This is a genomic window from Nitrosospira sp. Nsp2 (assembly GCF_003050965.1).
Taxonomy (GTDB): Bacteria; Pseudomonadota; Gammaproteobacteria; order Burkholderiales; family Nitrosomonadaceae; genus Nitrosospira.
Genome location: NZ_QAOU01000005.1, coordinates 110,181 through 135,420, shown reverse-complemented (window position 1 = coordinate 135,420; position 25,240 = coordinate 110,181). Strand labels below are relative to the sequence as shown.

Annotated in this window: 17 protein-coding genes, 1 tRNA gene and 1 riboswitch; of the genes, 10 read left to right on the top strand and 8 right to left on the bottom strand. The window is 54.6% G+C overall.

Translation table 11 applies throughout. The features are described from left to right. Nucleotides 1-85 precede the first annotated feature (85 nt). From C8R31_RS11925 to C8R31_RS11900, 6 genes are all read right to left on the bottom strand, one after another. The gene (locus C8R31_RS11925) at nucleotides 86-730 is read right to left on the bottom strand and encodes a chemotaxis protein CheW (protein WP_258192689.1); all 645 of its coding nucleotides are present in this window, start codon (nucleotides 728-730) and stop codon (nucleotides 86-88) included. Continuing rightward, nucleotides 727-2,226 carry a CheR family methyltransferase gene (locus C8R31_RS11920; protein WP_107694290.1) on the bottom strand — a complete coding sequence of 500 codons (1,500 nt, stop codon included), beginning with the start codon at nucleotides 2,224-2,226 and terminating at the stop codon, nucleotides 727-729. The genes C8R31_RS11925 and C8R31_RS11920 overlap by 4 nt, the downstream gene beginning before the upstream one ends. Nucleotides 2,227-2,233: 7 nt before the next feature. Next, nucleotides 2,234-2,686 carry a chemotaxis protein CheW gene (locus C8R31_RS11915; RefSeq protein ID WP_107694289.1) on the bottom strand — a complete coding sequence of 151 codons (453 nt, stop codon included), beginning with the start codon at nucleotides 2,684-2,686 and terminating at the stop codon, nucleotides 2,234-2,236. A 641-nt stretch (nucleotides 2,687-3,327) separates the two neighbouring features. Continuing rightward, the gene (locus tag C8R31_RS11910; protein ID WP_107694288.1) at nucleotides 3,328-5,127 is read right to left on the bottom strand and encodes a bifunctional diguanylate cyclase/phosphodiesterase; all 1,800 of its coding nucleotides are present in this window, start codon (nucleotides 5,125-5,127) and stop codon (nucleotides 3,328-3,330) included. Nucleotides 5,128-5,268: 141 nt separating this feature from the next. Continuing rightward, nucleotides 5,269-5,688, bottom strand: a complete 420-nt coding sequence (locus C8R31_RS11905; RefSeq protein WP_219907518.1) for a response regulator — start codon at nucleotides 5,686-5,688, stop codon at nucleotides 5,269-5,271. Between the two features lie 349 nt (nucleotides 5,689-6,037). Beyond that, nucleotides 6,038-6,129, bottom strand: a tRNA-Ser gene (locus C8R31_RS11900). Between the two features lie 172 nt (nucleotides 6,130-6,301). Between C8R31_RS11900 and C8R31_RS11895 the strand changes: the two genes are divergently transcribed. Beyond that, the gene (locus C8R31_RS11895) at nucleotides 6,302-6,829 is read left to right on the top strand and encodes an adenine phosphoribosyltransferase (RefSeq protein WP_107694287.1); all 528 of its coding nucleotides are present in this window, start codon (nucleotides 6,302-6,304) and stop codon (nucleotides 6,827-6,829) included. On the opposite strand, the gene C8R31_RS11890 is transcribed toward C8R31_RS11895, so the two are convergent. Together C8R31_RS11890 and rnk are read right to left on the bottom strand one after the other, a co-directional pair. Further along, nucleotides 6,826-8,433, bottom strand: a complete 1,608-nt coding sequence (locus tag C8R31_RS11890) for an alginate export family protein (protein WP_308811275.1) — start codon at nucleotides 8,431-8,433, stop codon at nucleotides 6,826-6,828. The genes C8R31_RS11895 and C8R31_RS11890 overlap by 4 nt on opposite strands. Nucleotides 8,434-8,725: 292 nt before the next feature. After that, entirely contained in the window at nucleotides 8,726-9,139 is a 414-nt protein-coding gene (gene rnk, locus C8R31_RS11885) for a nucleoside diphosphate kinase regulator (protein ID WP_107694285.1), read from the bottom strand. 477 nt (nucleotides 9,140-9,616) lie between these two features. Between rnk and C8R31_RS11880 the strand changes: the two genes are divergently transcribed. From C8R31_RS11880 to C8R31_RS11830, 9 genes are all read left to right on the top strand, one after another. Next, nucleotides 9,617-10,312: an O-methyltransferase gene (locus tag C8R31_RS11880; RefSeq protein ID WP_107694284.1), complete on the top strand. Its 696-nt coding sequence runs from the start codon at nucleotides 9,617-9,619 to the stop codon at nucleotides 10,310-10,312. A 109-nt stretch (nucleotides 10,313-10,421) separates the two neighbouring features. Next, nucleotides 10,422-10,537: riboswitch (guanidine-I (ykkC/yxkD leader) on the top strand. A 216-nt stretch (nucleotides 10,538-10,753) separates the two neighbouring features. After that, complete coding sequence (locus C8R31_RS11870) at nucleotides 10,754-12,226, top strand: APC family permease (protein WP_107694282.1); 1,473 nt, start codon at nucleotides 10,754-10,756, stop codon at nucleotides 12,224-12,226. 122 nt (nucleotides 12,227-12,348) lie between these two features. Next, entirely contained in the window at nucleotides 12,349-13,080 is a 732-nt protein-coding gene (locus C8R31_RS11865; protein ID WP_107694281.1) for an urea amidolyase associated protein UAAP1, read from the top strand. Beyond that, complete coding sequence (locus tag C8R31_RS11860) at nucleotides 13,077-13,748, top strand: urea amidolyase associated protein UAAP2 (RefSeq protein ID WP_107694280.1); 672 nt, start codon at nucleotides 13,077-13,079, stop codon at nucleotides 13,746-13,748. The genes C8R31_RS11865 and C8R31_RS11860 overlap by 4 nt, the downstream gene beginning before the upstream one ends. 48 nt (nucleotides 13,749-13,796) lie before the next feature. After that, nucleotides 13,797-17,435, top strand: a complete 3,639-nt coding sequence (uca, locus tag C8R31_RS11855; protein WP_107694279.1) for an urea carboxylase — start codon at nucleotides 13,797-13,799, stop codon at nucleotides 17,433-17,435. A gap of 2 nt (nucleotides 17,436-17,437) precedes the next feature. After that, nucleotides 17,438-19,345: an allophanate hydrolase gene (atzF, locus tag C8R31_RS11850; RefSeq protein WP_107694371.1), complete on the top strand. Its 1,908-nt coding sequence runs from the start codon at nucleotides 17,438-17,440 to the stop codon at nucleotides 19,343-19,345. A gap of 666 nt (nucleotides 19,346-20,011) precedes the next feature. Continuing rightward, nucleotides 20,012-21,280, top strand: a complete 1,269-nt coding sequence (locus tag C8R31_RS11845) for a calcium-binding protein (protein ID WP_107694278.1) — start codon at nucleotides 20,012-20,014, stop codon at nucleotides 21,278-21,280. A gap of 836 nt (nucleotides 21,281-22,116) precedes the next feature. Then, complete coding sequence (locus tag C8R31_RS11835) at nucleotides 22,117-22,458, top strand: helix-turn-helix domain-containing protein (RefSeq protein ID WP_258192688.1); 342 nt, start codon at nucleotides 22,117-22,119, stop codon at nucleotides 22,456-22,458. Nucleotides 22,459-22,735: 277 nt separating this feature from the next. Next, nucleotides 22,736-25,237 (top strand): ABC transporter permease, encoded by a 2,502-nt coding sequence (locus tag C8R31_RS11830; RefSeq protein ID WP_107694276.1) that lies wholly within the window; start codon nucleotides 22,736-22,738, stop codon nucleotides 25,235-25,237. Nucleotides 25,238-25,240 lie beyond the last annotated feature (3 nt).

Sequence of the window (25,240 nt, the reverse complement as noted above, 5' to 3'; positions counted from 1 at the left end):
ATTTTTCCAGGCCTGTACTGCAGCTGCAGCGTCTTAATGGCATTTTGGTCGACGCCTTCGCGGATCGGGGATTTCGTCCAGACTGCTACTCTGCGACTTGCTCCTGCACGAGAATATTTTCTGACGCCAAAAGCTTTTCCGCATCAAGAAGGGTGACTCTCTCAGGTGTGACACCCTTCAGATAATCCTTTCGCACGCCTGTAAGTGTGGGGAGTGAGGACTGGACGTCCCTCAGCAAGAAGTTGCGTACGCCGACGATCTCATCCGCCAAAATGCTAAAGAGTATTTTTTCCGATTGCAGCACGATAATCTTGTTGAGATCGGTTAACCCTTTTACGGGTAATTCGAAGAAATTCTTGAGGTCAAGGACGGGCAATATCGCGCCTCGCAAATTAACAATGCCAACCACGAAAGCTGGTGCGCACGGCAGCGGTACAAGTTGCTCCAGTTTGGCGACCTGCCGCACATAGCGCGTCTCAACCGCATAGCGTTCGTAGGCAAGCGCGAATTCGAGGACCTCGATCGCGTCTTCGGCGTTTTCCGGCTCTGACCGTTCTTGCGCGAGTGTCAACGCTCTTGCTTGAAGAGTCCGCTGCGTTTCTTCCACGGACGGAGTCCAGACTCTTTCGAGCGCGGTACGCGCAGTCTCGAGACGCTGCTCGACTTCATTGAAATCGGTGTACCCCGATCTCTCGTCTTTTTTTGAACGGATGCTTGGTTTTTCGGTCACTGTGCTTCTCTGTCCAGCGATACCGGCAAGATACTCGAGCGCGCGGATGTGATAATGTCCGTAAGCCGTCGGGCAGTCAGTCCGTTCGATTCCGGTAGAAGTTCATCGTATGGGCGCAGCGAAAGTAGCGCGAGGGCATTGTCGAAATGGCGTTCCGCCTCCCCGGTCCGGTCATGAGACATACAAAGGTTGCCTAGCGCAAAGTGCGCGAGTACGAAATCGGGATCGAGATAAAGAGTTTTTCTCAGCAATTGCATTGCCGTGGTGCTTTGCCCCAGCTCCTGATTTATTGTCGCAAGAAGATAACGGGCTGCCGGGTTCAGTTTATTGACTGCGATTGCCTTTTCACACCAGCTGGCGGCTTCGGCGAGTTTCCCCAGATTGGCATAAGAGCGCGCGGTATCGCAGAGCATCTCGAATGTCTCGTCATCCTCCTTACTGGCAGCGCCGCGCGGTTCTGCTGCTTGATCGGGCATCGCTACCCTTTCTATCAAGTGTTCTGTCGCTACGCTTTCCGAGAACCGTAGCATTTTCTCATCCTCACCCAGCAAAAATAGCGGCAGGGCTTGAGCCTGCGAGTTTGCGGCGTCTTGTTGCAAAACGGGCGTCCAGGTTGAGTGATCGTCGATGGTCACCGATGGCTCGGCGATTGTTGCCTTTTGGTAGAAAATTGCAGTAGGAAAGGTAGTCTGTTTGAACTGCGGAAACAGGTCGCGTCCCAGCTCTACGGGGCTCAGAATGAGCCATCCGCCATTGACGAGCGACCGATAGAAGTTCTTTCCGATCTTCATTACGCTATCAGGGCTGAAATACATCAGCACATTGCGACAGAAAATCACGTCCATCGCATCGGCACCATTGATGATGTCGGGATAGATTTCTTCGGCCAGATTGAGGTAAGAAAACGTCACCCGTTTTCGTATATGGGGCAATATCTCGAATTGCCCATTTTTTCTGCGTTTAAAATATCGCTCTTTGATCCAGGGCGGGGTGGCGCGAAAGGACCATTCGCCGTATAAACCCTTGGCCGCTTTTTCCAGGAATGCCGGGTTAATATCGGTCGCCAATATTGTCGCGTTGGCATCCGCGGTATGTTGGCTCAGGCGATCGAGGAGTATAGCGATCGAATAGGGCTCTTCGCCGGTGCAGCAGCCTGCGCTCCAGATGCGTAGCTGCCGGCCGGAACGTGCACGCGCGCGCATCAATTCCGGCAAAATACACTCCTCAAGCACATCAAAAGATCCGGTCTCGCGAAAGAAGTACGTTTCGCCCACGGTTAGATGACCGGCGAGTATTTCGAGCTGTTGCCGCGTAAGAGAAGCGGATAGGAGTTGGCGGATGCATGATTCCGCATCAACCGTCCCAAGCGCAGGCGCAGCGGCGGCGATACGTCGCTCAAGATCACCCCAGCTTTTCGCCGGGTAGTACAAGCCCATCTCTTTTTCAAGTAATCTGCTGAGCTGGGAAAACAGTGGATGGGCGAGAGCGCTCTGCATACTTGTCTTAGGAAGCAGCAAGGGCCAAATCCACGGACGCCTCTTCTTCAAGTGAAAGAAATTTGTCGAGGTTATGGATGAGGATCAACCCATCCTCAAACTTTATAATGCCTTCAACGTGGGTGAGTCCCGGGACGATGCGCTGAGCGGGAATCAGGTTATGCTCGGAACACTCGATAACGCCCGTTACTGTGTCTGCCACCAGCGCTACAGAACGCCGTTCGGTGCGTGCGAAAATAAGACGATCTGACAGGGAAATTTCCCGTTTCGGCAGATTAAAACGCCGGCGCATGTCAATGGCCGGTGTGACCAGACCCTCCAGATTGACTACGCCGAGCAGAATGTCCGCCGCGCTCGAAATCGGTGTGATATGGACCATTCGCACGACTCTGTCTATCGCGGACAGACGCAGGGCATAACGTTGATCGTCCAAAAGAAAAACAAGATATTGGTGAGTCATATTTGTGCGGGCATGAGTTTTTACACAATACGGTTCCTTGCACTAACGACTTGGCAGGCAGGAAAGTGAGTGTCTGTGTAAGGCCGATGCGCAAATATCCTGTACGAGCATGTACGGATGTATGGCTATGAGACAACAAAAGGAAAATCCTGGATAGCTGTAGAATCTTACAGGTCAGTATGAGATATCCGGCAGGATTCTAATGACGTTCGCATGGACTTACACGAACTCAGGAACTGATCCTTTGGCTTGTCGCACTTTTCGTCGAAAACAGCTCAGATGGGCGTCCAGACAACATCTGGAGCCGCTATGTTACGATTTGATCGAAGATGTGTGCCGTGGAGGTCGAGTGAAGAACTTGGCATAGGCAAGTCCGTGACGTAACGCTGATCGTCATAAAGATGGATCGATAGCATTAGGAGTTAACAGGCATCCTCAAAACTTCCGGTCCGAAATCGAACCCATCCTGCGGCGTTGGAGTTCTGTTAACTATCGTGCATTCTCGTAAATCATGTAATTCTCTGGAACGCCACCAGGTCCCATGCTGAGAGCGGGGACTTAAACACCCCTTGAAATCGCTTTATATGCTTGTGTTTCGTTATGGCGAATATAATTTTTTGGATTTATCGAAATGGACTTTTTTAAGAATCAAAAAAGTGGATCAAATTGCCTCCGGCCCTTTTAGCTTTATACATCGCCATATCAGCCCGCTTGATGATTTCATCCACCCCGGCCTGGCCATTGAGAAACAATACCACACCGATACTCGCGGTGCACTGATGAGTGACGGTTATTTCCTCGTTATCCTCTCGTTTAAATTTCAGTACGTAGGATTTGTCCAGGTGGGCGCGAATTTTTTCTGCGACGATGGAGGCTCGTCTGGTAGATTCGCTTCTGTCCATATCCAGTCGGCTAAGTATCACTCCAAACTCATCGCCACCAAAACGCCCAACGCTATCAACTTCACGCACACAACTGCTAAGACGCCGCGCCACCTCAATCAGCAGCAAATCGCCCATGTTATGCCCGTGCGTATCATTAAGTGATTTAAAGTTATCTAAATCGAGATACATCAGGGCGCTATAGTAACTACTACGCGTGCTGGCGAGCATTGTTTGCCCTAATCGTTCGCTTAAGAGCCGACGATTGGGTAGCCGCGTTAACAAGTCATGTAAGGCCAGATTGAGAATTTCTTCTTCTGCTTGCTTGCGCTCCGTGATGTCGCGCGCAGCGACGAATACCCCTTGTAGTCTTCTATCCCGGTCATAGAAAGTGGTCGCATTGTAAGACACTGCTGTTTCCTTACCATCTCTCGCACGTGCAGTGAGTTCATAGTTAGTGACCTTTTTTTTGCTCAGCACCAGCTTGATACTCGCCTCGGCCCGCTCCGGATCAGTGAAGTAATTCTTGAACGGCGCCCCGATCAGCTCGTCACGGGTGCAACCTGTGAGCGCCTCCATCTGTTTGTTGACGTCGGTGATGATACCGGACGGATCGGTGGTCATCAGCGCGTCGATGTTGGATTCGAATAAGGAGCGAGTGTAGAATTGATGATCGCGAAGACGCTGACCCAGCTGCTTTTGCTCTGCCTCGATCTGCTTGCGTGCGGTGTTGTCGGTGCCGATCAACAGGTAGCCGATGATTCCATCTTGAGCGTCCCGCAGGGCGGTCACCGATACGACCGCCGGGAAGCGGCTGCCGTCCTTGCGGATGTAGGTGAGCTCGTAGATGTCCTCGATGCCGCGTGAGGCTTTGAACACCAGAGCCTCGAAGCCAGGCGCAATCGGGGTATCGAGTTCGAGGCTGAGTGCTGTCGCGCGCGCGATCACTTCCTGCGGATCGGAAATGTCGGCCGGGGTGATCTTGTTCACCACGTCGGCGGTTGCGTAGCCCAGCATGCGTTCCGCGCCGACATTGAAGATCTGAATGACACCGTCCGTGTCTGTGGCGATACTCGAGAAATTGGCGCTGTTGAACATCGCGCTCTGCAGGGCTCCTGCCTTGAGAAGCGCCTCTTCCGCCTGCTTGCGTGCGGTGTTGTCGGTGCCGATCAACAGGTAGCCGATGATTCCATCTTGAGCGTCCCGCAGTGCGGTGACCGACACGACCGCCGGGAAGCGGCTGCCGTCCTTGCGGATGTAGGTGAGCTCGTAGATGTCCTCGATGCCGCGTGAGGCTTTGAACACCAGAGCCTCGAAGCCAGGCGCAATCGGGGTATCGAGTTCGAGGCTGAGTGTCCTCGCGCGCGCGATCACTTCCTGCGGATCGGAAATGTCGGCGGGCGTTACTTTGTTCATTACGTCGGCGGCCGTGTAGCCCAGCATGCGTTCCGCGCCGACATTGAAGATCTGAATGACACCGTCCGCGTCTGTGGCGATACTCGAGAAATTGGCGCTGTTGAAAATCGCGCTCTGCAGGGCTCCCGCTTTAAGTTTTGGCATGACTAACCTCTGATAACAGCCGAATTAGTCTAATGGATAAGGGCGGTGCGTTTGGTACCTGCCAGAGCGATGTTTAAAGCGAAATACGACTTTGTCGACAGTTGGGGTTCCATTGGCAGTATTGTATTAGTAGCAATACAATTACAACATACCAGGATATTTCTGAATAGCTGTAAGATTTAACAGGTTAGATAGATGGGGTATGGTCAGATAACCTAACCTGGCCCTTGGTGGTTTGGATAACCCTATCTTGATGATGGCGGAAAGCTTCGCATATGTTGCCGCGCAAGACTTGGTTGCCCATGGCTTTGTGTAAAAACGATGGATCGTCCCGCTGTTTACAGCCTCCATCATTGCTTCCAGGTCGGTACAGCCGGACAAAACAATCCGAAGCGTATCGGGATACAGTTCCTTGACCCGGTCAAGGAAAATAGTGCCTTTCATGGTGGGCATGCGCTGGTCGCACAGAATGACTTGCACCTGATGCAGTGCCAGCAATTCAAAACCCTCGGCGGCCGGCGAAGCGCCACTCAACGCCGAGGCGATCTCGGGATGCAGCAAAGGAGCCTTGCGTGTGCCGGTATAACTAACGGCTACTTTTGCTTCGAGATAAATATTTAGTGATTTCGAGAAATGAACGGACGCTAGCCAGGATACCTTAACCTAGCTGGAAATATGCGTAAACCAGAATTCGTCCAAGTTGAATATAGCGGGGCGGGTATTATTAATGAGGGAAGGTATGTTCAGACCAGCGAGGGTATCCCGTTCTGTGAATTGACGAGGTTAGGCCATTCGTAAGCTGGGTTTCGTTATCTTTGAGCGATTTTTTTGATCTTGATGTGGGTCAGAATGTAGATAAGATAAGGTGTACTATAAAAACACTTGAACTTCAAAAGGATAACAATATCGGTGGCGGAGAGAGAGGGATTCGAACCCTCGGTACGGTTTGAGCCGTACGCACGCTTTCCAGGCGTGTACCTTAAACCACTCGGCCATCTCTCCTGTTGGGAATCCCAGCCGGGGGTACCGGCAGGGGCGCAAAGAATAAACCAGAACGGCGTTTCCGGCAACTTTTCCGGTAGTATAACGGAAAATTCCAGCTCATCCGCACGGCCATGGCGATGTTAAGTCGATCCGCTTTTCGAACAATATTGAACAAATACGGGGGACCGTCATGCAAATAAAATCACGCATTCGCACCATCGCTCACTACCCCCATGAAGGCATCATGTTTCGCGACATTACGACCTTGTTGAAGGACCCGGTGGGGTTGCGGGCAACGATCCAGGAGATTGCCAAGCGTCATAAGGAAATAAAAATCGATAAGATCGCGGGGATCGAGTCGCGCGGTTTCATCATCGGAGCGCCGGTTGCTTACGAGCTCGGCGTCGGTTTCGTGCCTATACGCAAAAAGGGAAAGCTGCCGGCGGAGACCCGCGGGCGTGACTATCAATTGGAATATGGCAGCGATCGCATCGAGATTCACGTGGACGCGATTCAGAAGGGCGACCGCGTGCTTCTGGTGGATGACCTCATAGCGACAGGGGGAACGGCGGAGGCCGCCGCCGCGCTGATACAGGACATGGGCGGAGAAGTGGTGGAATGCTGCTTCGTCATCGACCTGCCCGAAGTCGGCGGCAGGTCGAGGTTGGTGAACCAGGGGCTTAAGGTGTTCTCGCTATGCGAATTCGAAGGTGATTAGAACCGGAAGTTATACTGGACATAAAACAGATCCGGCGAAACGCGGGGCGCTGTCGCTTTCATAAAATCACCGGCAAACAACTTCGAGTAGCCAACGAGTACATTGTGATGCCGGTCGACGTTAATATTGAAACGGAAGTCGATTTCATCACCAACATAGCTTCCAGCCTGTCCCGTGGGGTCACGCAAGGTAGCAAGTCCCGCGGCGTTGTACAGAAAATCTTGCTTGTTCGCCAGATAGAAGCGGTGGTATTGCGCGGTGAAATTCGCCCAGGGGAACGGGTGCAGATTGAGTTGGGCGTTGAAGTCGTGGATATTTTGACGGCCCACGCGGTCTATCCAGCCCATGTAATAGTTGCCGAAAGGAAATAGCTGGTTGAATGTGGTGCGGTCCCCGTCGGTCAGGTTGTTGTCCCCGGAAGCGAAGTCATAGCGCAGCCAGAACTGAGGATTTAGCGGAACGCCCTTGAAATGGTATCCGGCACCCGAGGCGACGGCAAAAGCCGAGAGATCCTGGTTGGAGTATTGCCCGAATTGGTACATGCCTTCCAGTTCATACAGAAACTGGTTGTAATCGCCTGCGATACGGCTGCCGAGGGTATGCGTGATTGAATCGCCCCTGAGGTTGTTGCTGCCGATTGCTCTATTACGATTGTCGTCCAGACTCAGGAAATAGAAATCTGCCAGCTGGCCCTTCATGGGGCGGTACGTTCCCCACAAGCCGAAGAATTCCTGTTTTTCATCCCAGTTGTCGAAGCTGTCTCTTTGAGTAACCATTGGCCGGACCCAGAAGGCGTCCAGATCGAATGTGGGCGTGCGCCAGAAGCCCTTCACCCCCTGGAAGGTGCGGCGCGTATTTACCCAGTCCAGGGTCGAGATCAGCCGTTGCGATCCATACAAGAGTTCCTGACGGCCGAAGCGGATATACGCCGGCGCATCCTTAATCGTTGCCACCTTGACGTCAGCAAAAAGGTTAAGCATGTCAGTGTAATTGACATCGGTTGGCTGGGGTGTCAGCGCCTGCCCAAAAGTACGGGCATCGATGAATTCCGCGAACAACCGGACCTTGTCCTGATACCAGAAGTCAGCATGGAACCGGCTCCGTATCATGTGGTAGTTGTCGCTCGTGTTAGTCAGGCGAGCATCCGACTCCCGCATGTAGCGGTACCAGAAGCTGCCGCCAAACGACAGGAGAAAATCATCCCCTAAATGAATGCGCTTAAAGGGATCGAAAAGATCGGGCTCATACCCCGGTTTTTCCATATAGCGGAAATCAAGATCAAAGGCCGGCGTCGTCATCAGCGCATACGGGGCAAATGGCGAAACCGGCGGAGCGTCGCGTTTTTTTCCGGTAACCTGATCCTTTAAGGTGTAATAGTTTGGTCCCGATGGCGGCATCGTGAACATGCCTGGCCGGGGCGGCGCTGTTACTGGCGGAACCTTGGACCAGTCAACCTTTGTTCCCGGGGGAGGCGTTGCGGCTCCGACGGGCGGTGCGGTGGTCGGGGCGACCGTCGTGTTGCCTGCAGGAGGGGGAGGCGGGTCCGCTGCAAAAACCTGGATCGCAAGGCCCAGAGCACCTATGCCGATACAGAATTTAGACAATGAACCGGTTGGGCTAATCTCAGACCTGGTGCGAGATGTTTTTGTGTGGGGGCTGGCGACGGCTGGTGAAGCCGGACAACTGGGCAGGTTCATAGCAGGGTCCCTGAAATTTTATATAATTCTTGGCAAAAAAATTTGCCGGGAACTATAGCAGAATCAGGATGTCTTTTGAACCCGCCAATTGTTGATAGCTGTCAGCTTTTCGGCCCCTTTATGGCATTTTCAGCAGGGCCGTCGATCCATAGGGGCACAGTGGCTGCCGTCGCCTGCGCCCGTGCATATCGGATCCGGGCTAACGGTGGAATTTCCCCTCGCGTTCCGGTTGATAAATTACTTCAACTATCCGTACTTTAATCGTGCCACCACCCGGACGTGGCCACTCGATTTCATCCCCGGTGGAGAGACCGAGGAGTGCACTGCCGACCGGTGCGAGGATGGAAATGGTATTGCCACTGCCATCCACATCCTTTGGGTAGACGAGGGTCAGGCAGAAATCTTCGCCGGAGGTATCGATGCTGAAGCGCACTGTCGAATTCATGGTCACGACGGTTGGCGGAATTTGCTCGGGCTCGACAACGTCCGCGCGGTCGAGCTCGGCACGGAGTTCATTCTTGCCTGGAAAGGCATTGGCTGGATGGGACTCAAGCAAAGTTTCAAGCCGTTCCAGATCCTGGGATGTCAATACAACGCGGGGTTTGCGATTCATTTCAACCTCGTTCAAGTCCGTGCGATTGTGCTATGCGAATAACGGCATTGCCGGAAAGCTCAGATTGGGTCTGGCTGGGGGTTTGTCGGAGGCCGCAGATTTTTGCCGTTCGCTACAGGGGTACTACCCGAGCGCGATGGCCAAAGGGGAATGCTGCATGGCGAAAAGAATCGTATTCTACATCAAACGGCATGGAACGGCCATCCCGGGAGGGGTCGCGCCGCTCGGAAGTGAAAACTGGCTATAAGAGAGACACCCCGCTTTACCACCGACAGACCGGATTGCAATGCTATCCGGACAGGGCGGGACAATGGCTTTGCATTCGTCACGCTTGACCCGGCAATTTCATATATTTCGCGATACCAACTATACTGAAAACCAGATATAAACCTCGACCGGTCTGTCCACCACGCCCTTAATCCAGAGGCTATTACCAGCGGACGCTTACGTTTTTGTAATCTTTCGGAGGAGCCGTTAATGACAAATATGCAATCCCCAACCATTTTCAACCCCGCCGTGTTGGTCCCGGTTAACCCGGCAATCGAAAAATACATGCGTAGTCTGGTAAGCCAGACTACGGATCATCCTGTACTGATCGAGATGGAGGCTGTCGCCGAGAAAAATAATTTTCCAATAGTCGGACGATTGGTGGGCGTTTTTCTTCAAACGCTGGCGAAGACGCTGAATGCCGAAAACGTATTTGAATTCGGCAGTGGCTATGGTTATTCCGCCTACTGGTTCGCGAGAGCAATTCCTCCTGGCGGTAAGGTGATTTGCACGGATGGCGATTCGCTCAATAAAACCAAGGCTGAACAATACCTGGGTGCTGCGGGTCTAATGGAGAAAATTGATTTCCGGGTCGGTATCGCCCAGGAGATATTTGCGCAGAGCGACGCACTGTTTGATATCTGTTATAACGACGCGGACAAGGGTGATTATCCCGAGATCTGGCGCATGGCCAAAAACCGGATTCGTCCTGGCGGCCTTTATGTTGCCGATAATGTCCTATGGCATGGACGAGTCGCAGTCGAACGGTATGTCGACATTGTGCCCGGTTGGACAGAGGCAATACTCGAGCATAATCGTCTCATTTTCGATGACCCGGAATTTGATGCCTTCATCAACCCTACTCGCGATGGCGTGGTCGTGGCGCGCAAAAAACTCCCCGAATGATCTGACTGGCAATATCTTGCCTTTCTGGGTGAGGCGTGCAAAAATTGCGTATCAGTAATACCTGACTGTACTTCGAGTTGGACGTTTTCGACCAACAGGTACGGTTGCTGTAAAGTGAAACTAGGGTTCCGGCCTGCTCTCCTTAGCGGAGAAGAAGGCGTCTGGTCCGAGAGTTTCCGGCTTCGTCGTGACGAGGCTCCACGGAGGGATAAAAGCCCGGGAGATAATGTAGGACATACATTGACTCTTGGGTTTGACCCAGCCGATTTCAAAGGAGACCTTGTTCATGCATTTCTCTTCCGTACCTTCTACGTTTTTCTCCACGCCCCGTTCCGGCTTCTGGCTAATCGCCTTCAGGGGCACATCTTTACCGCGCCGGGGGTCAGGCTTCTCGCGCAGTGAACGAAACCCGTCCCCGGAATTTAGCCGGAAGGGATCGCCATGTCGATAAAGCCTTGCCCGGAGAATTTTCCCGAGGTCATTCCCTCGTTGGCGTCAGAAACGGGCGATAAGCTTCACCGCAGCATGAGCGTCTGGAACAGCTTCACTCTCGGTTTTGCGGTTGTTTCTCCGGTGGTCGGCCTTTACGCGATTATCAGCGTACAGACCGTGGTCACGGGGGGCGGCTGGTTTGCCGCGCTGGTTACGTGTCTGGCTATGCAATTACTGGTCGCCACCGTTTACGCCGAACTGTCGTCACAGTTCCCGATCGCGGGGGGGGCATATAAATGGACGCATCAGTTGGCTGGTGCGACTGCAGGGCAATTCGCCGGCGTCATTTATGTGAGTTCGACTATCGCCATGCTAACCACAACTGCTTATACCGGCGGCGTGTGGCTATCCCTGTTTTCTGGCTTGCCCGCTGAGACAGGCCATGCTTTAGTCATGTGGGGAGCCGTATTCCTGCTGCTTTGCACCCTGGTCAACGTGGTTAACGTCAATATTTTTAAGCTGGTCATCACGCTTGGGGTTTATGCCGAAGTGGTGGGATCGCTAGGTGTGGCGCTCCTGCTGTTTCTCTTCTTCAGGCAGCATTCGTTCTCGGAATTGTTCCAGCATCTCGGCACCGGAACCGCCCCCGGCGAAACCGCGGCGTTTCTTGCGGCGCTTGCTATCGCAGGCTGGGCATTCATCGGTTTTGATGCATGTTCGACAATCGCGGAGGAAACCAATGAGCCCAAGCGGATGGTGCCGCGCGCGGTATTTTTATCGTTGTGCGTGGTGGGATCAGTCGTGCTCTTCAATTCCGCCGCGCTGACGTTGGCATTCGACCGGGATACGCTTCAAACCGCGAGCAACACATCTGATCCAATCACTCCCGTGATAGTCAGCAGTTTCGGCCACTGGGCTGAGAAGCCGTTTCTAGGGATTGTGATGGTTGCGTTCCTGGCTTGTGGCGCGTCAGTGGTGAAATATACCTCGCGCATTGTTTATTCAATGGCGCGGGAAGGGAACATGCCTGCTGTGTTAAGCAAGCTCGCGCCGGACAAGACGCCCCGTAAGGCGGTGCTGTTTACCGTCTCGCTGGCCGGACTCGGATTGCTGTTTGGGCTGAACGACGGCGCGGTGGCGACGGTAATAGCGTTCGGGACCGGAGGACTCTATGCCATGTTCTCGATGACCACAGGGGTGGGGTTGTATACCAGGCTGACGGGTCGCTGGAACCCGGCGCTGGGCGAGCTCAAGCTCGGTGGGTGGGGTTTGGCGATCAATACGGTGGCTTTTCTCTGGTCTGTGTTCGAACTCATTAATATTGCATGGCCGCGCCCCTATGCGGTGTCGCCCGCCGCCCCATGGTGGCAGCTTTGGGCGGTACCCCTCGTGCTGGGCGGCATCGTCGGCGTGACGGCGTTGTACATTCTGGTAAACAAAATCCGAAAAAAAACGGCGCCACGCAAGATCGCGCCGCAGTAAGCACGGGTGATGGCTGTCACGGCTTATCCAGATCTCCGGAACGGCGTAAAAATTGACCTGTCGATCGAATTCCGGACCCTCTTGAGAAAATTTGTGAATCATAAGAAAGAAAGGAGAGAAATATGAACCAGCCGCACGCACTTCTTTGGGACCAGTACATTCCTGGCGGATGCCATTGGTCGGGCATTTTGCGCCGAGGCTTGACGCTGCGTTTGACGGATATTAATGGCGGGGCGAATGCCGCGGTACTGTTTTTTAATCCTGAAGAAAAACTGGAACGGTACAACATGGCGGATACGCTGAAGTCGCAGCACACGTTCCGCTTGACGAAAGGACATGCCTGTCACTCGGACATGGGTCGTATTTTCTGCTGCATTACCGAGGATACCGCGGGGTGGAACGATACGGCGTGTGGCGTGAGCGACACCTCATTGGTACGTGAAAAATACGGCATGACGCGCTTTCAGGAACAGCGGAATGAGATGTTTCGGAGTGGGCTGGATGGCATGCTGATTGAGCTCGGCAAGTGGGGGCTCGGCATGCGCGATCTGGTCGCCAATATCAATTTCTTCAGTAAGGTTACCGCCGATGCAGCGGGCGCCGTGACCTTTCACTCGGGCAACAGCAAGGCGGGGGATTATGTGGACTTGAGCTTCGAGATGGATACGCTGGTGATCCTTTCCTCCGCACCGCACCCACTCGATCCCGCAAAGCTTTACCGCCCGGGCGCAGTCGGACTGGCAGCCTTTGCCACGCCACCGTCAACGGCGTCGGCGTGTGCACGCATCCCGGAGAATATGCGCGCATTGCAAAATACTCGACATCTATATGGCTGTGATGGAGGTGCGGCATGAGCGCAACACAAGTTGTCGAAAGCAGGCTTGATCCCGAGGCGGCGGTGGTGGATGAGATATGTCCCGCGGGCGAGCCCTGGGTCAAGCTGGTGATGCAGGGACAAATATTCCGAATCGTGGATTTGGGTGGGAATCAGGCGGTGGATACGCTGTTCTACAATGCATCGCGGGTGACCGAGCGATATAGCGCTACAAATACGATTCGCCGCCAGCAGATGCTGTATCTCACCACCGGCAGCATGCTGTACTCCAACTGCGGGAATGTCATGCTCACCATCGTGGCCGACACATGCGGGCGGCATGATACGCTGGGTGGGGCCTGCGCGGCGGAAAGCAATACGGTGCGGTATGGGCTGGACAAATTTCCGATGCACAGTTGCCGCGACAACTTCCTGCATGCGCTCGCTCACGATCCCGTATGCGAGCATCTGGGTATGGGCAAGCGCGATCTGCCCAGCAACATCAATTTCTTCATGAACGTGCCCGTTGGCGAGGAAGGCGGCCTGGAGTTCGTCGATGGCTTATCCGCGCCAGGCAAGTATGTGGAGATGAAAGCGGAAATGGATGTGGTGGTGCTCATCTCAAATTGTCCGCAACTGAACAACCCCTGCAACGCCTACAACCCCACGCCGATCCGGTTGCTGGTCTGGGACGATCCAAACGTGTGATGTGATGGATGGCAAGCCTGCCATGACTGCATAACTCAGGAATAAGGTATGTTCGAGAAAGTTTTGATCGCCAATCGTGGCGCCATCGCCTGCCGTATTATTCGCACGCTTCAACGCATGAATGTGAAAAGCGTAGCAGTCTATACTGCGGCTGATGCACTGTCGCGGCATGCGTTGGAAGCAGACGAAGCCTATTGCATTGGTAGCGGGGTAGCGGCGGATAGCTATCTGCGTGCCGACAAGATTCTGGAACTCGCCCAGCGCACGGGGGCGCAAGCGATACACCCCGGCTATGGATTCTTGAGCGAGAAGGCGGATTTTGCCGAACAATGCAGTGCGCACGGTATATGTTTTATCGGCCCGAGTCCGAAACAAATGCGTGATTTCGGCCTGAAGCATACGGCAAGGGAACTCGCTTCGCAGAACGGTTTGCCGCTGCTGCCCGGGACTGGCTTGCTCGCCGATGTGGAGGAGGCATTTCGCTACGCTGGGCATATCGGCTATCCGGTCATGCTGAAAAGCACCGCCGGAGGCGGTGGCATTGGCATGCGCCTGTGCTGGAACAGGGATGAGTTGAGCGGAGCCTACGAATCCGTGAAATATCTGGCACGGAATAATTTCAGCGACGCAGGACTGTTCCTCGAAAAATATATCGCGAATGCCCGTCACATCGAAGTGCAAATTTTTGGTGATGGCAAGGGTGAGGTGATCGCGCTGGGGGAGCGCGACTGCTCCATGCAACGGCGCAATCAGAAGGTCATCGAAGAAACGCCGGCGCCAAATCTGCCTTCATCCGTGCGCAAGGCCCTGCTGGATGCCGCGGTTCGTTTGGCCAAGTCGGTCAATTATCAGTCCGCCGGGACGGTGGAGTTTATTCTGGACGCATCCACGGATGAATTCTATTTTCTGGAAGTGAATACGCGTCTGCAGGTTGAACACGGCGTGACCGAAGAAGTGACCGGCATCGACCTGGTGGAGTGGATGGTCCTGCAGGCGGCGGGAGACTTGCTCCCGTTGGAGTCGTTCAAGGTCAAGCCGGGTGGCGCGTCGATTCAAGCGCGTGTGTACGCGGAAAATCCCGCGAGGGAGTTTCAGCCTTCCTGTGGCGTGCTTACGGGCGCCTTTTTTCCAAAACCATCCGAGGCGCGTGTTGAAACCTGGGTGGAGCGCGGGGTCGAGGTTTCTCCTTTTTATGATCCGATGCTGGCTAAAATCATCGTGCATGCCGCAGATCGTGAGGAGGCCATAACCCGATTGCATGCTGCGCTGGATGCGACCTCTCTGCACGGCGTCGAAACGAATCTCGACTACCTTAAACAGATTCTCCGCAGTACCGCATTCCAGGCTGGGCGCCATACGACCGCCTTTCTGAATGGCTTTCATTACATTGCCCATACCATCGATGTTCTCAGTCCGGGCGTGCAGACCACCGTGCAGGATTACCCGGGGCGAACCGGTTATTGGAGCGTGGGAGTGCCGCCATCCGGACCCATGGATGGCTTGGCGTTCCGTCTGGCGAATCGCCTGGTCGATAATGACAGCGGCAAGGCTGGGCTCGAGATTACGCTTGCGGGCCCGACGCTGCGCTTCAATTGCGATAGCGTGATCGCAATATGCGGCGCGCCCATAGACGTGCGGCTGGATGGTGAGCCTCTTGTGCAATGGCGAGCGCACGAAGTAAGGGCTGGCGCAGTGGTTCAGCTCGGGAAACTCGTGAATCACGGTTGCCGGTCTTATCTGGCGGTACACGGCGGTTTTGAGGTTCCGGATTATCTGGGAAGTAAATCCACCTTTACGCTCGGTCAGTTCGGGGGTCATGCGGGACGCGCGCTTCTGACCGGTGATGTGCTGCATATCGTCGAAGCGAGGTTGCTTCCCGACTCCCCCTCTCGGGCGGCGTTGCCGGATGAACTGGTTCCCGATTACCGCGACAGATGGGACATTGGCGTGCTGTACGGCCCGCATGGAGCGCCGGATTTTTTTACCGAGGAGGATATAGAAACCTTTTTCGCCGTTGACTGGGAGGTGCATTACAACTCAAGTCGCAGCGGCGTGCGCCTCATCGGTCCCAAACCCCAGTGGTCGCGCAGCGACGGCGGCGAAGCGGGGTTGCATCCGTCAAATATACACGACAACGCATATGCGATTGGCACGGTCGATTTCACCGGCGACATGCCGGTGATTCTCGGGCCGGACGGCCCCAGTCTTGGCGGCTTCGTTTGCCCGGCCACAATCGTCCACGCCGAACTATGGAAAATTGGGCAACTCAAGCCGGGCGATAGCGTACGCTTCCGGCCTATGTCGATGGATCAGGCACTTGCCCAGGAGAAACTGCAGGAGATGGCCATCAGGGACCTGAGGCAGACGCAAGCCGCAACGGCTGCGCCTGAGGCAGGGTCGGCGGCCACTGCAACTCCGGTCCTGCACTTTACGCCGCAGAGCAGCGGACAGGTACAGGTGATTTACCGCCAGGCAGGTGACAAGAATTTTCTGGTGGAGTATGGGCCGCTGGAACTTGACCTGAATTTGCGCTTTCGCGCCCATGCGCTTATGCAATCGTTGCAGCACTCGGTAGATACCCGGGAACTCGAGGGCATCCTGGATCTGACGCCAGGCATCCGCTCGCTGCAAGTCCACTTTGATTCAACACTGCTGTCGCGCGACAAGCTGCTGGACATCCTGTTGGCAACAGAAAAGAAATTACCGGATATAGAGCACGTTGAGGTCCCGTCGCGCATCGTGCACCTCCCGTTATCCTGGGATGACGGGGCAACGCGGCTGGCAATCGAGAAATATATGCAGTCGGTGCGAAACGACGCGCCGTGGTGCCCGAGCAACCTCGAGTTCATCCGAAGGATCAATGGGCTGGACAACATTGAAGAGGTGCAGCATACCGTTTTTGAGGCGAGCTACCTGGTGCTTGGATTGGGCGACGTATACCTCGGCGCGCCTGTCGCCACGCCGGTGGACCCGCGCCACCGGCTCGTTACCACGAAGTACAATCCCGCACGAACCTGGACGCCAGAGAATGCGGTGGGCATAGGGGGCGCGTATCTCTGCATCTATGGCATGGAGGGCCCGGGCGGATACCAATTCGTTGGGCGCACCGTGCAGATGTGGAACCGGTATCGTCAGACAGCCGATTTCGCAGGCGGGAAACCCTGGCTCCTGCGTTTTTTCGACCAGATCCGTTTTTATCCGGTAAGCGAGAGCGAATTGCTCAAGCTCCGCAGCGACTTCATTACCGGTCACTTCAAGCTGCGCATCGAAGATACCACTTTCAGTTTAAAACAGTACAACGCTTTTCTCAAACAGAACGCGGCGTCGATCAGCGCCTTTAAGAAGAGCCAGCAGGCTGCGTTTGAAGCGGAGCGCGAACGGTGGAAATCCGAGGGTAAGGCTGAATACATCAGCGAGATCGTACTGGAGGAAGCGGATACGCAGAGTGAGCTGGATCTGCCTGACGGAGCACGCGCCATTAGCGCACACGTTACGGGCACGGTGTGGAAACTCCTGGTGCAGAAAGGCGACTGCGTGAAAGAAGGCGATACCGTTCTGGTAGTCGAGTCCATGAAGATGGAATTCCCGGTGGCCGCTCCGGTGGCGGGCAGGGTAGGGCAATTATTTTGCAAAGAAGGAGCGCACGTCTCCGCCGGGCAGATGCTCCTTATTGTTCAAGAAGAATGAATATGGATAAACGGCCGTCACCCGGATATCTGGGTGATATCGAAACCCTCCTGAAACGCTATGCGAGCGGCGAACTCACCCCGAGCCGGATGGTGGAGACGGTGCACCGGCACATCCGGAATAATGACAACAGCGCCTGGATATCCATAATGCCCCTCGAGGCGTTGCGCCAGTATGCGTCCGCAATGGAGGCGAGGGCCGCGGAAATGGACGCCCTGCCGCTGTACGGCATTCCCTTTGCAATCAAGGATAATATTGATCTGGCCGGTCTCCCAACCACGGCGGCCTGCCCGGCGTATGCCTACACGCCGCAAAAGAATGCAACCGTGGTGCAGAGATTGATCGATGCCGGCGCGATTCCCATCGGGAAGACCAACCTTGATCAGTTCGCCACTGGACTGAACGGGACGCGGTCGCCATACGGCGCGTGCCAGAACGCATTCAACCCGGATTATATTTCAGGCGGATCAAGCTCCGGCTCGGCAGTGGCGCTGGCAAAAGGAATGGTGTGTTTCAGTCTCGGAACGGATACGGCGGGTTCCGGCAGAGTTCCCGCGGCTTTCAATAATTTGATCGGGTATAAGCCGACCCGGGGCTGGCTGTCCACAAGGGGCGTGGTGCCGGCCTGTCGTTCGCTCGATTGTGTTTCCATCTTCGCCTTTACCGCCACCGATGCCCGTCGCATTCTGGAAGTATCCGCCGGGTATGACGAGGAGGACGTTTATTCTCGCCAGAGAAAGGAGCATGTTTTCGATTTCAGCATTAGCGGCCGCCGCTTCCGCTTTGGCGTCCCTCGCCAGCATCAGCTTCAATTCTTTGGTAATCAGGACGCTGCGCGGCTGTTCGGTCGGGCAGTGGCAAGCATGGAGGCGCTGGGTGGCACCGCTGCCGAGATAGACTTCGCTCCGTTTCTGGAGACCGCGCGCCTGCTCTACGAAGGTCCGTGGGTAGCTGAACGTTATGCCGCAATCAGGGATTTTTTCGACTCGCACAGCGATCAGGTGGTTGCACCTGTGCGGGAGATCATAGGAGGCGCCAACCGTTATTCGGCAGCGGATGCCTGTGAAGGCGAATATGAGTTGCGCAGGCTCAAGCGCGAGACTGAGCGGATATGGACGGAGGCTAAAGTCGATTGCCTGCTGACACCCACCGCAGGAACGATTTATACGATTCGTGCGATGCAGCAGGATCCCGTGCGGCTCAATGCGAATCTTGGTTACTACACCAATTTTGTCAATCTTCTCGATTACTCCGCCGTCGCCGTGCCGGCTGGGTTTCAAAATGATGGGCTGCCCTTTGGCATAACACTGGTGGCCCAAGCTCACCGCGACATCCCGCTGCTACATTTAGCGGAGCGCTTGCAACAAACCCATGCGCTTCCACTTGGCGCAACGGGCATGACCTTGCAAAAACCTTCGTCACCGCAAAGACCTTCAACACCTTTGCCAAACGACTCATCAAAGCTGACGGGTTGTGCGAGCCGGCAGCCGGGCTGGGTAAGGGTGGCTGTGTGCGGAGCGCATTTGTCCGGCCTGCCGTTGAATGGGGAACTGACGGGCCGCAATGGAAGGCTCGTGACCAAAACCACGACCTCTTCAGACTACAAACTCTACGCCTTGCCCGGGGGGCCGCCGCATCGTCCAGGATTGGTGCATGTTGAGGCGAATGAGCCAGGAACGTCCATCGATGTCGAGGTTTGGGAGATGCCCGAACGCGAATTCGGCGGCTTTGTTGCTGGCATCCCGGTCCCGCTCGGTATTGGGACCATCACGCTGGCGAGCGGTGACGCGGTACAAGGCTTCCTGTGTGAGCGTTATGCAATTGCTGGTGCGATCGATATCAGCCGCTACGGAGGCTGGCCGAGCTACCTGAGCAGTCGCGTACTGCCCGAAACGCTAACTGACCGCTAGATTGCCAGGGATGGCACGTCCGAATTGGCGTGACGTAACATAACGTAACGTAATGCACTGTCCGCCCAAGCCATACCTATTCAAGTCCTGCACGGATGCGACAAGTGGTTGCGTTTGAGGCGCGCCCCGGTCTCGCCGCGGGTCTGCCAAAGCGTGCTCGAATCGCAATTTAGACGGTCAAGGGTTCTGTTTTTCACATTCTTCAATCAATACCGTTGTCGTTTTTTGACGACAACGCTTGATCGTGTTCAGGGCGTTACATTAATGCCTAAAACAGGCGATAAGCAGTCGGCAGTGTCGTTGTGAGGCGACACTGTGTATTAGTATTAAGGCTCAATAGCTTAGTCGCCCTAAGTCTCTTGCTCAACAGATTTGTTGTCGCGCTTGTTGACGACGGACATCTCAGGTCAGGGGTAGTGGCGTGACGATGATTTATAAACAACCTTAAGTAAATTTAACGACATAGGAAGATTGGCATGGTAACTGCTACACCACAAACACGCAGCGTGCAAAGCAAAGCGGAATGTCTCAAGGTTGAGTGAGAGGGAGCAACCTGATTCCGAACAATAAATACTCTGTGCCTGCGATCAGGTTCTAAGCGAACCTGATTCGCCAACAGTTGCGAACTGCAATCTTTAGTTAAACTCACTCTCAGGAGAACTTCACATGGCTATAGCAACTTTAGATATCACAGCAACTCTGGGTCGCGGCAAGAACGACGATCATAAGGACGACTATAAGGACGACAACAAGAATAAGAAGGACGATCACCGGAATGACGATCACCGGAAGGACGACAAGAACGCCAAGAAGGACGATGACGACAAGAAGAAGGATGATCATCGGAAGGACGATGACCACCGGAAGGACGATGACCACCGGAAGGATGACAAGAACGCCAAGAAGGACGATGACGACAAGAAGAAGGATGATCATCGGAAGGACGATGACCACCGGAAGGACGATGACCACCGGAAGGACGACAAGAACGCCAAGAAGGACGATGACGACAAGAAGAAGGATGATCATCGGAAGGACGATGACCACCGGAAGGACGATGACAGGAAGGACGACAAGCATGCCAAGAAGGACGATGACGACAAGAAGAAGGATGATCATCGGAAGGACGACGACGACAAGAAGGACGATGACAGGAAGGACGACAAGCACGCCAAGAAGGACGATGACGACAAGAAGAAGGATGATCATCGGAAGGACGACGACGACAAGAAGGACGATGACAAGAAGGATGACAAGCACGCCAAGAAGGATGACGACGACAAGAAGGACGATGATCGGAAGGATGACAAGAAAAATGATTACAGGGACCAGAACGGGAAGGATTATGGCGAACGGGAAGACCATGACAGCTACGCCGATCACAACTACAGTCACTATGGCAAATACATAGTTGGCACGAGAGGCGACGACAAGCTCGAGGGTGGGAACGGCAACGACTTTATCGATGGCCGCGGGGGTGATGACAAGCTGTTTGGCAAGGGCGGCAACGACACGATCTTTGGCGGCAGAGGCGATGACAAAATCGAGGGCGGCAGAGGCGATGACAAAATCGACGGCGGCAGAGGCGAAGACACCATCGTGTTCAGCGGTGTAACCAAGTGGTCCAACGGCTTCGACAAAATCGATGGCTTCAAGTCAGGAGAAGACACCCTGCAGTTCAGCCTGAAGGACGTCAATGACGCGATTGAAGGCCGCCGCAACGATTTGAAGAAAGGTGAGCTTGACGACGATAATTTCGCCAGCAATAAGTGGGGTAAAGCGGAGGATAAGGACGATTTCTTCGTTTACAACGAAAAAACAGGTGTTCTGTCGTTCGATGCCGACGGTAAGGGCGGACATGGCGCGACTGACCTGGCTAAACTGGTCGGTGCGCCGGAGCTCGACGCGAGCGATATTTTCCTGGCGGCGTATTAAGCTAGGTGCCCATGCGAACCGTACTGATTTTGTTTACGTGAGCATGGATTGGTAAATAGCCACTAATGCCCCGCAGAGTAAAATCTGCGGGCATTTTTTTTGGTCTCGGCGCTAGCCGTCGGGAACGGTACCAACGGCCTGTAAGATATCGGCATTCTCCTGGGACCGCACTATTACCTGATAACTGCGGAATCTACCGGTGCATTACTGCTTGACCCTGGCGGAGCCCAAATCCGCTCAGAGAGCGGCTTGATTCTTTCAACGTAACCCGTTGGCTTGCTCTTCAATACGCCGTGCTACTTGAGCGGAGACTTGATCGGGGGCCGACGCTATTGATCAGAAAACCATAGCATCGCATCTGGCGGGTCAGCTGATCGACCGGAAAATATTCCTTATCCCGAGGGTCGCGGGACAATATCAATACCGCCCATATCCGCGTGGAAAATCTCTTCTGCTCGAGCAACCGATGCCGGGCATAGGCAACCTGCTCTTGCGCACGATAAACAGGAGCGTCGTCCTGATAGCGTATTTAGTTTCCATCGTCCGCCGGAGATTCCTGTTTGAGATTCGGGGTTACCCCCGGGCACGTTCTAATTGGAAAGGTATCAATATGGCCGATTATTTCGGCGAACAGTCGCAATACGTTTGAGCTTTTATGGGCATACGCTCGCGAGAAAAAGCGTAGCCCACTAACGTTACCTTGCAAAATGCAAGTAATTAAACTACATTATAATTCTTTCTACAGAGCGTTCTCCATTACAAGCATGCCTGCGAAGCCCCCAACTTCAGACCCTACAGACTCACCTGGCACTCAACCGACGCAGGAAGAACCGTTCTTGCGGTCTGTTTGTCCCGTTACAAACGCGCTGGATATTTTTGGCGACAAGTGGACGCTGCTGATTATCCGGGACCTGATGCTGGGCAAATGCCGTTACCAGGATTTGATAGCCTCGCCGGAGCGTATTGCCTCAAACATACTTGCCGATCGGTTGAAGAAAATGGAGGGCGTCGGGCTGGTGGTCCGGCGAGCTTACCAACATAGGCCGGTGCGCTACGAATATTTCCTTACGGAGAAGGGCAAGGACCTGGGGCCGGTATTGGAAGTCATCGTTAAATGGGGGAAGAGGCATTATCCTGGCACAATGATTTTTCCCAAATTTGAGCGGGATGAGCCTTGACTCACGGGCGAGCCGGCGTTCCTGTCAGGCAGAACAGGCCCTATTTTCGCTTAATGCCATTTTTGAATTTTTATCTTATATCCGCCGCCAGGATTGCCGGGGCCGGATCAGCCGGCGTTTAGCTTGACGATGATGATTCAAACCACCGATATTCCGGGCCGCGAACGCAAATTTAGTAATACGGACCGATAAAGGTTGCAGCCCTGTTAAGCTGAATCCATTCGCTGCTTGTATCTCATATTCCCAGAGCCACCAACATAACGGCCGTCGCGACTACATGAACCTATTCAAACTTTCATTGCGGATGCTTCGCCGCGATTGGCGCGCAGGCGAATTGAGGGTACTGGCTTTTGCGCTCGTCATTGCAGTGGGGGGAATGACCACAGTTGGATTTTTTGCTGACCGCGTGCAGTTGGCCCTTTCTCGTCAGGGTAACCAGTTGCTGGGGGCCGATCTGATCATTTTCTCCGATCATGCGCTTCCCCCGCATTATGCCGCGGAGGCGAAACGTCGCGGGTTGAACATTTCCACCGCGCTCAAGTTTCCCAGCATGGTCGCGAAAGGGGACAATAGTCTCTTGACAGAAATCAAGGCCGTGACTGAGGGTTATCCATTGCGTGGCGATCTTCGCATCAGTGAGCATTTTGGCGATGCCTCGGCCCAGACTGCCCAGGCTGCCCACTCAATTCCCGCGTCCGGCTCGGCATGGGTAGACGAGAAACTAATGGTACGCCTTGAGTTGAAACGGGGCGAGATGATTGAAGTGGGGGCGGCGACCCTAACGGTTGCCGCCCTCATAACCCAGGAGCCTGACTATTCCATCGGCTTTATCAATCTCCGACCAAGGTTGCTGATCAATGCGGCCGATTTGCCGGCGACCGGCCTGGTGCAGCAAGGCAGCCGGATCAGCTACCGTCTGCTGGTTGCGGGGGAATCCGGCGCAGTGGAGCGTTTCCGCAGTTGGGCCCAATCGCGTTTGATGCTTGGTGAACGAATTGAAGGCATACGCGACGCCCGCCCCGAAATCAAAGCCGCATTGGAGCGGGCGGAAAAATTTCTAAGTCTCGCTGCTCTTGCAAGCGTCGTGCTGGCGGCAGCCGCGGCAGCGCTCGCCGTGCGCCGCTTCACCCAACGCCATCTGGATGGCTGTGCCGTAATGCGGTGTCTGGGTGCGAGTCAGTCAGCGATGTTGCGCCTGTACCTTTATCACTTCCTTACATTGGGGCTGATCGCGAGCGGCATTGGTTGCCTGCTCGGCTTCATCGCACAGCAGATGCTGACTTTCTGGCTTTCAGGCTGGGTGGAAGCGGAGTTGCCCTGGCCGAGCATATGGCCAGCCATACATGGCCTGCTGAGCGGGATGGTGTTATTGCTTGGTTTTGCACTGCCACCCTTGCTCAATTTGCGCAGCGTGCCTGCCTTGCGGGTCCTCCGGAGGGATATTGGCTTGCCGAACAGCTATAGCATAACGGGATATGTGCTGGGACTGGCTGCATTATCTGCGCTTTTTCTCTGGAAAGCGGGCGATATACGCTTGGGTGCATCGGTCATTGGCGGCTTCACTGCCGCCATAGCAGTATTTGGATTAATCGGGTTCGTATTGGTTAACGCCCTGACGCACATGCGTAGCCGGACAGGGGGTCCGTGGCGCTACGGCCTGGCAAGCATCCGGCGCCGAGCCACTGCCAGCGTAGTACAGGCAGTTGCATTGGGGTTGGGGCTAATGGCGCTGCTCGCGCTGACACTGATTCGGGACGACCTGCTGCAAAATTGGCGCACCAGCCTGCCGCCCGACGCGCCTAACCATTTTCTGGTCAATATTCAGAAAGACCAGCTACAGCCGCTGGCGGAATTTTTTATTCGTCATAAATTGGCGCAACCGCCGATTTTCCCGATGGTGCGGGGTCGCCTGACTGCTATCAACGACAAGCCAATTGCATCCGAGGATTTTGTGGATATACGCGCAAAACGCCTGGTGGAGCGGGAATTCAATTTGTCATGGGCCGACAAAATGCAGAGCGATAACCAGATCGTGAAAGGCCGGTGGTGGAAAGAAGGGGACAGCGGGAAAGCGATACTGTCGATGGAGGAGGATATCGCGAAAACGGTTGGGATCAATATAGGCGATGTGCTCACATACGATATCGCGGGCAGTACATTCTCCGCCGAAGTCACCAGCTTGCGTAAAGTGAATTGGGACTCGTTTCGCGTCAATTTTTTTGTAGTGACACCACCGGGCGTGCTGGAAAATTACCCGGCGAGCTACATTACCAGCTTCCACCTGCCGCCGGGGTCCCTGGATCTGACAAACCAACTGATCAAAGCCTTTCCGAATCTTCTCGTTATAGACGTGGCGTCTATTATCACCCAGGTCCAGAAGATGATCGAGCAGGTTACCCAGGCCGTGGAATTCGTGTTTCTGTTCACGTTGCTTGCTGGACTGGCGGTACTGTATGCGGCAATCGTGTCTACACAGGATGAGCGCATTCATGAGGCTGCCATTTTCCGTACCCTAGGGGCAAAGCGGGGACAACTTGCGCGCGCCTGGGCAGCCGAATTTGCTATTCTTGGCGGCTTGGCCGGGCTTTTCGCTGCGGCAGGCGCGACTGCCTTGGGCTATGTCGTCGGTGAATATGCGTTGAATCTGACTTACACCTTCAATCCGTGGATATGGCTGACCGGTTTGGCTGGCGGCGTGGTCGGCGTGACGGTGGCGGGGTTGATGGGGACCCGTTCGGCGCTTTCGACGCCACCGCTGCTGACATTGCGGAACATTTGATGA

What these genes read in the sequence shown, in the direction of transcription:
- C8R31_RS11920 (WP_107694290.1), bottom strand. Translation starts at nt 2,226, where the DNA reads ATGCAGAGCGCTCTCGCCCATCCACTGTTTTCCCAGCTCAGCAGATTA.
- C8R31_RS11915 (WP_107694289.1), bottom strand. Translation starts at nt 2,686, where the DNA reads ATGACTCACCAATATCTTGTTTTTCTTTTGGACGATCAACGTTATGCC.
- C8R31_RS11910 (WP_107694288.1), bottom strand. Translation starts at nt 5,127, where the DNA reads ATGCCAAAACTTAAAGCGGGAGCCCTGCAGAGCGCGATTTTCAACAGC.
- C8R31_RS11895 (WP_107694287.1), top strand. Translation starts at nt 6,302, where the DNA reads ATGCAAATAAAATCACGCATTCGCACCATCGCTCACTACCCCCATGAA.
- rnk (WP_107694285.1), bottom strand. Translation starts at nt 9,139, where the DNA reads ATGAATCGCAAACCCCGCGTTGTATTGACATCCCAGGATCTGGAACGG.
- C8R31_RS11880 (WP_107694284.1), top strand. Translation starts at nt 9,617, where the DNA reads ATGACAAATATGCAATCCCCAACCATTTTCAACCCCGCCGTGTTGGTC.
- C8R31_RS11870 (WP_107694282.1), top strand. Translation starts at nt 10,754, where the DNA reads ATGTCGATAAAGCCTTGCCCGGAGAATTTTCCCGAGGTCATTCCCTCG.
- C8R31_RS11865 (WP_107694281.1), top strand. Translation starts at nt 12,349, where the DNA reads ATGAACCAGCCGCACGCACTTCTTTGGGACCAGTACATTCCTGGCGGA.
- C8R31_RS11860 (WP_107694280.1), top strand. Translation starts at nt 13,077, where the DNA reads ATGAGCGCAACACAAGTTGTCGAAAGCAGGCTTGATCCCGAGGCGGCG.
- uca (WP_107694279.1), top strand. Translation starts at nt 13,797, where the DNA reads ATGTTCGAGAAAGTTTTGATCGCCAATCGTGGCGCCATCGCCTGCCGT.
- atzF (WP_107694371.1), top strand. Translation starts at nt 17,438, where the DNA reads ATGGATAAACGGCCGTCACCCGGATATCTGGGTGATATCGAAACCCTC.
- C8R31_RS11845 (WP_107694278.1), top strand. Translation starts at nt 20,012, where the DNA reads ATGGCTATAGCAACTTTAGATATCACAGCAACTCTGGGTCGCGGCAAG.
- C8R31_RS11830 (WP_107694276.1), top strand. Translation starts at nt 22,736, where the DNA reads ATGAACCTATTCAAACTTTCATTGCGGATGCTTCGCCGCGATTGGCGC.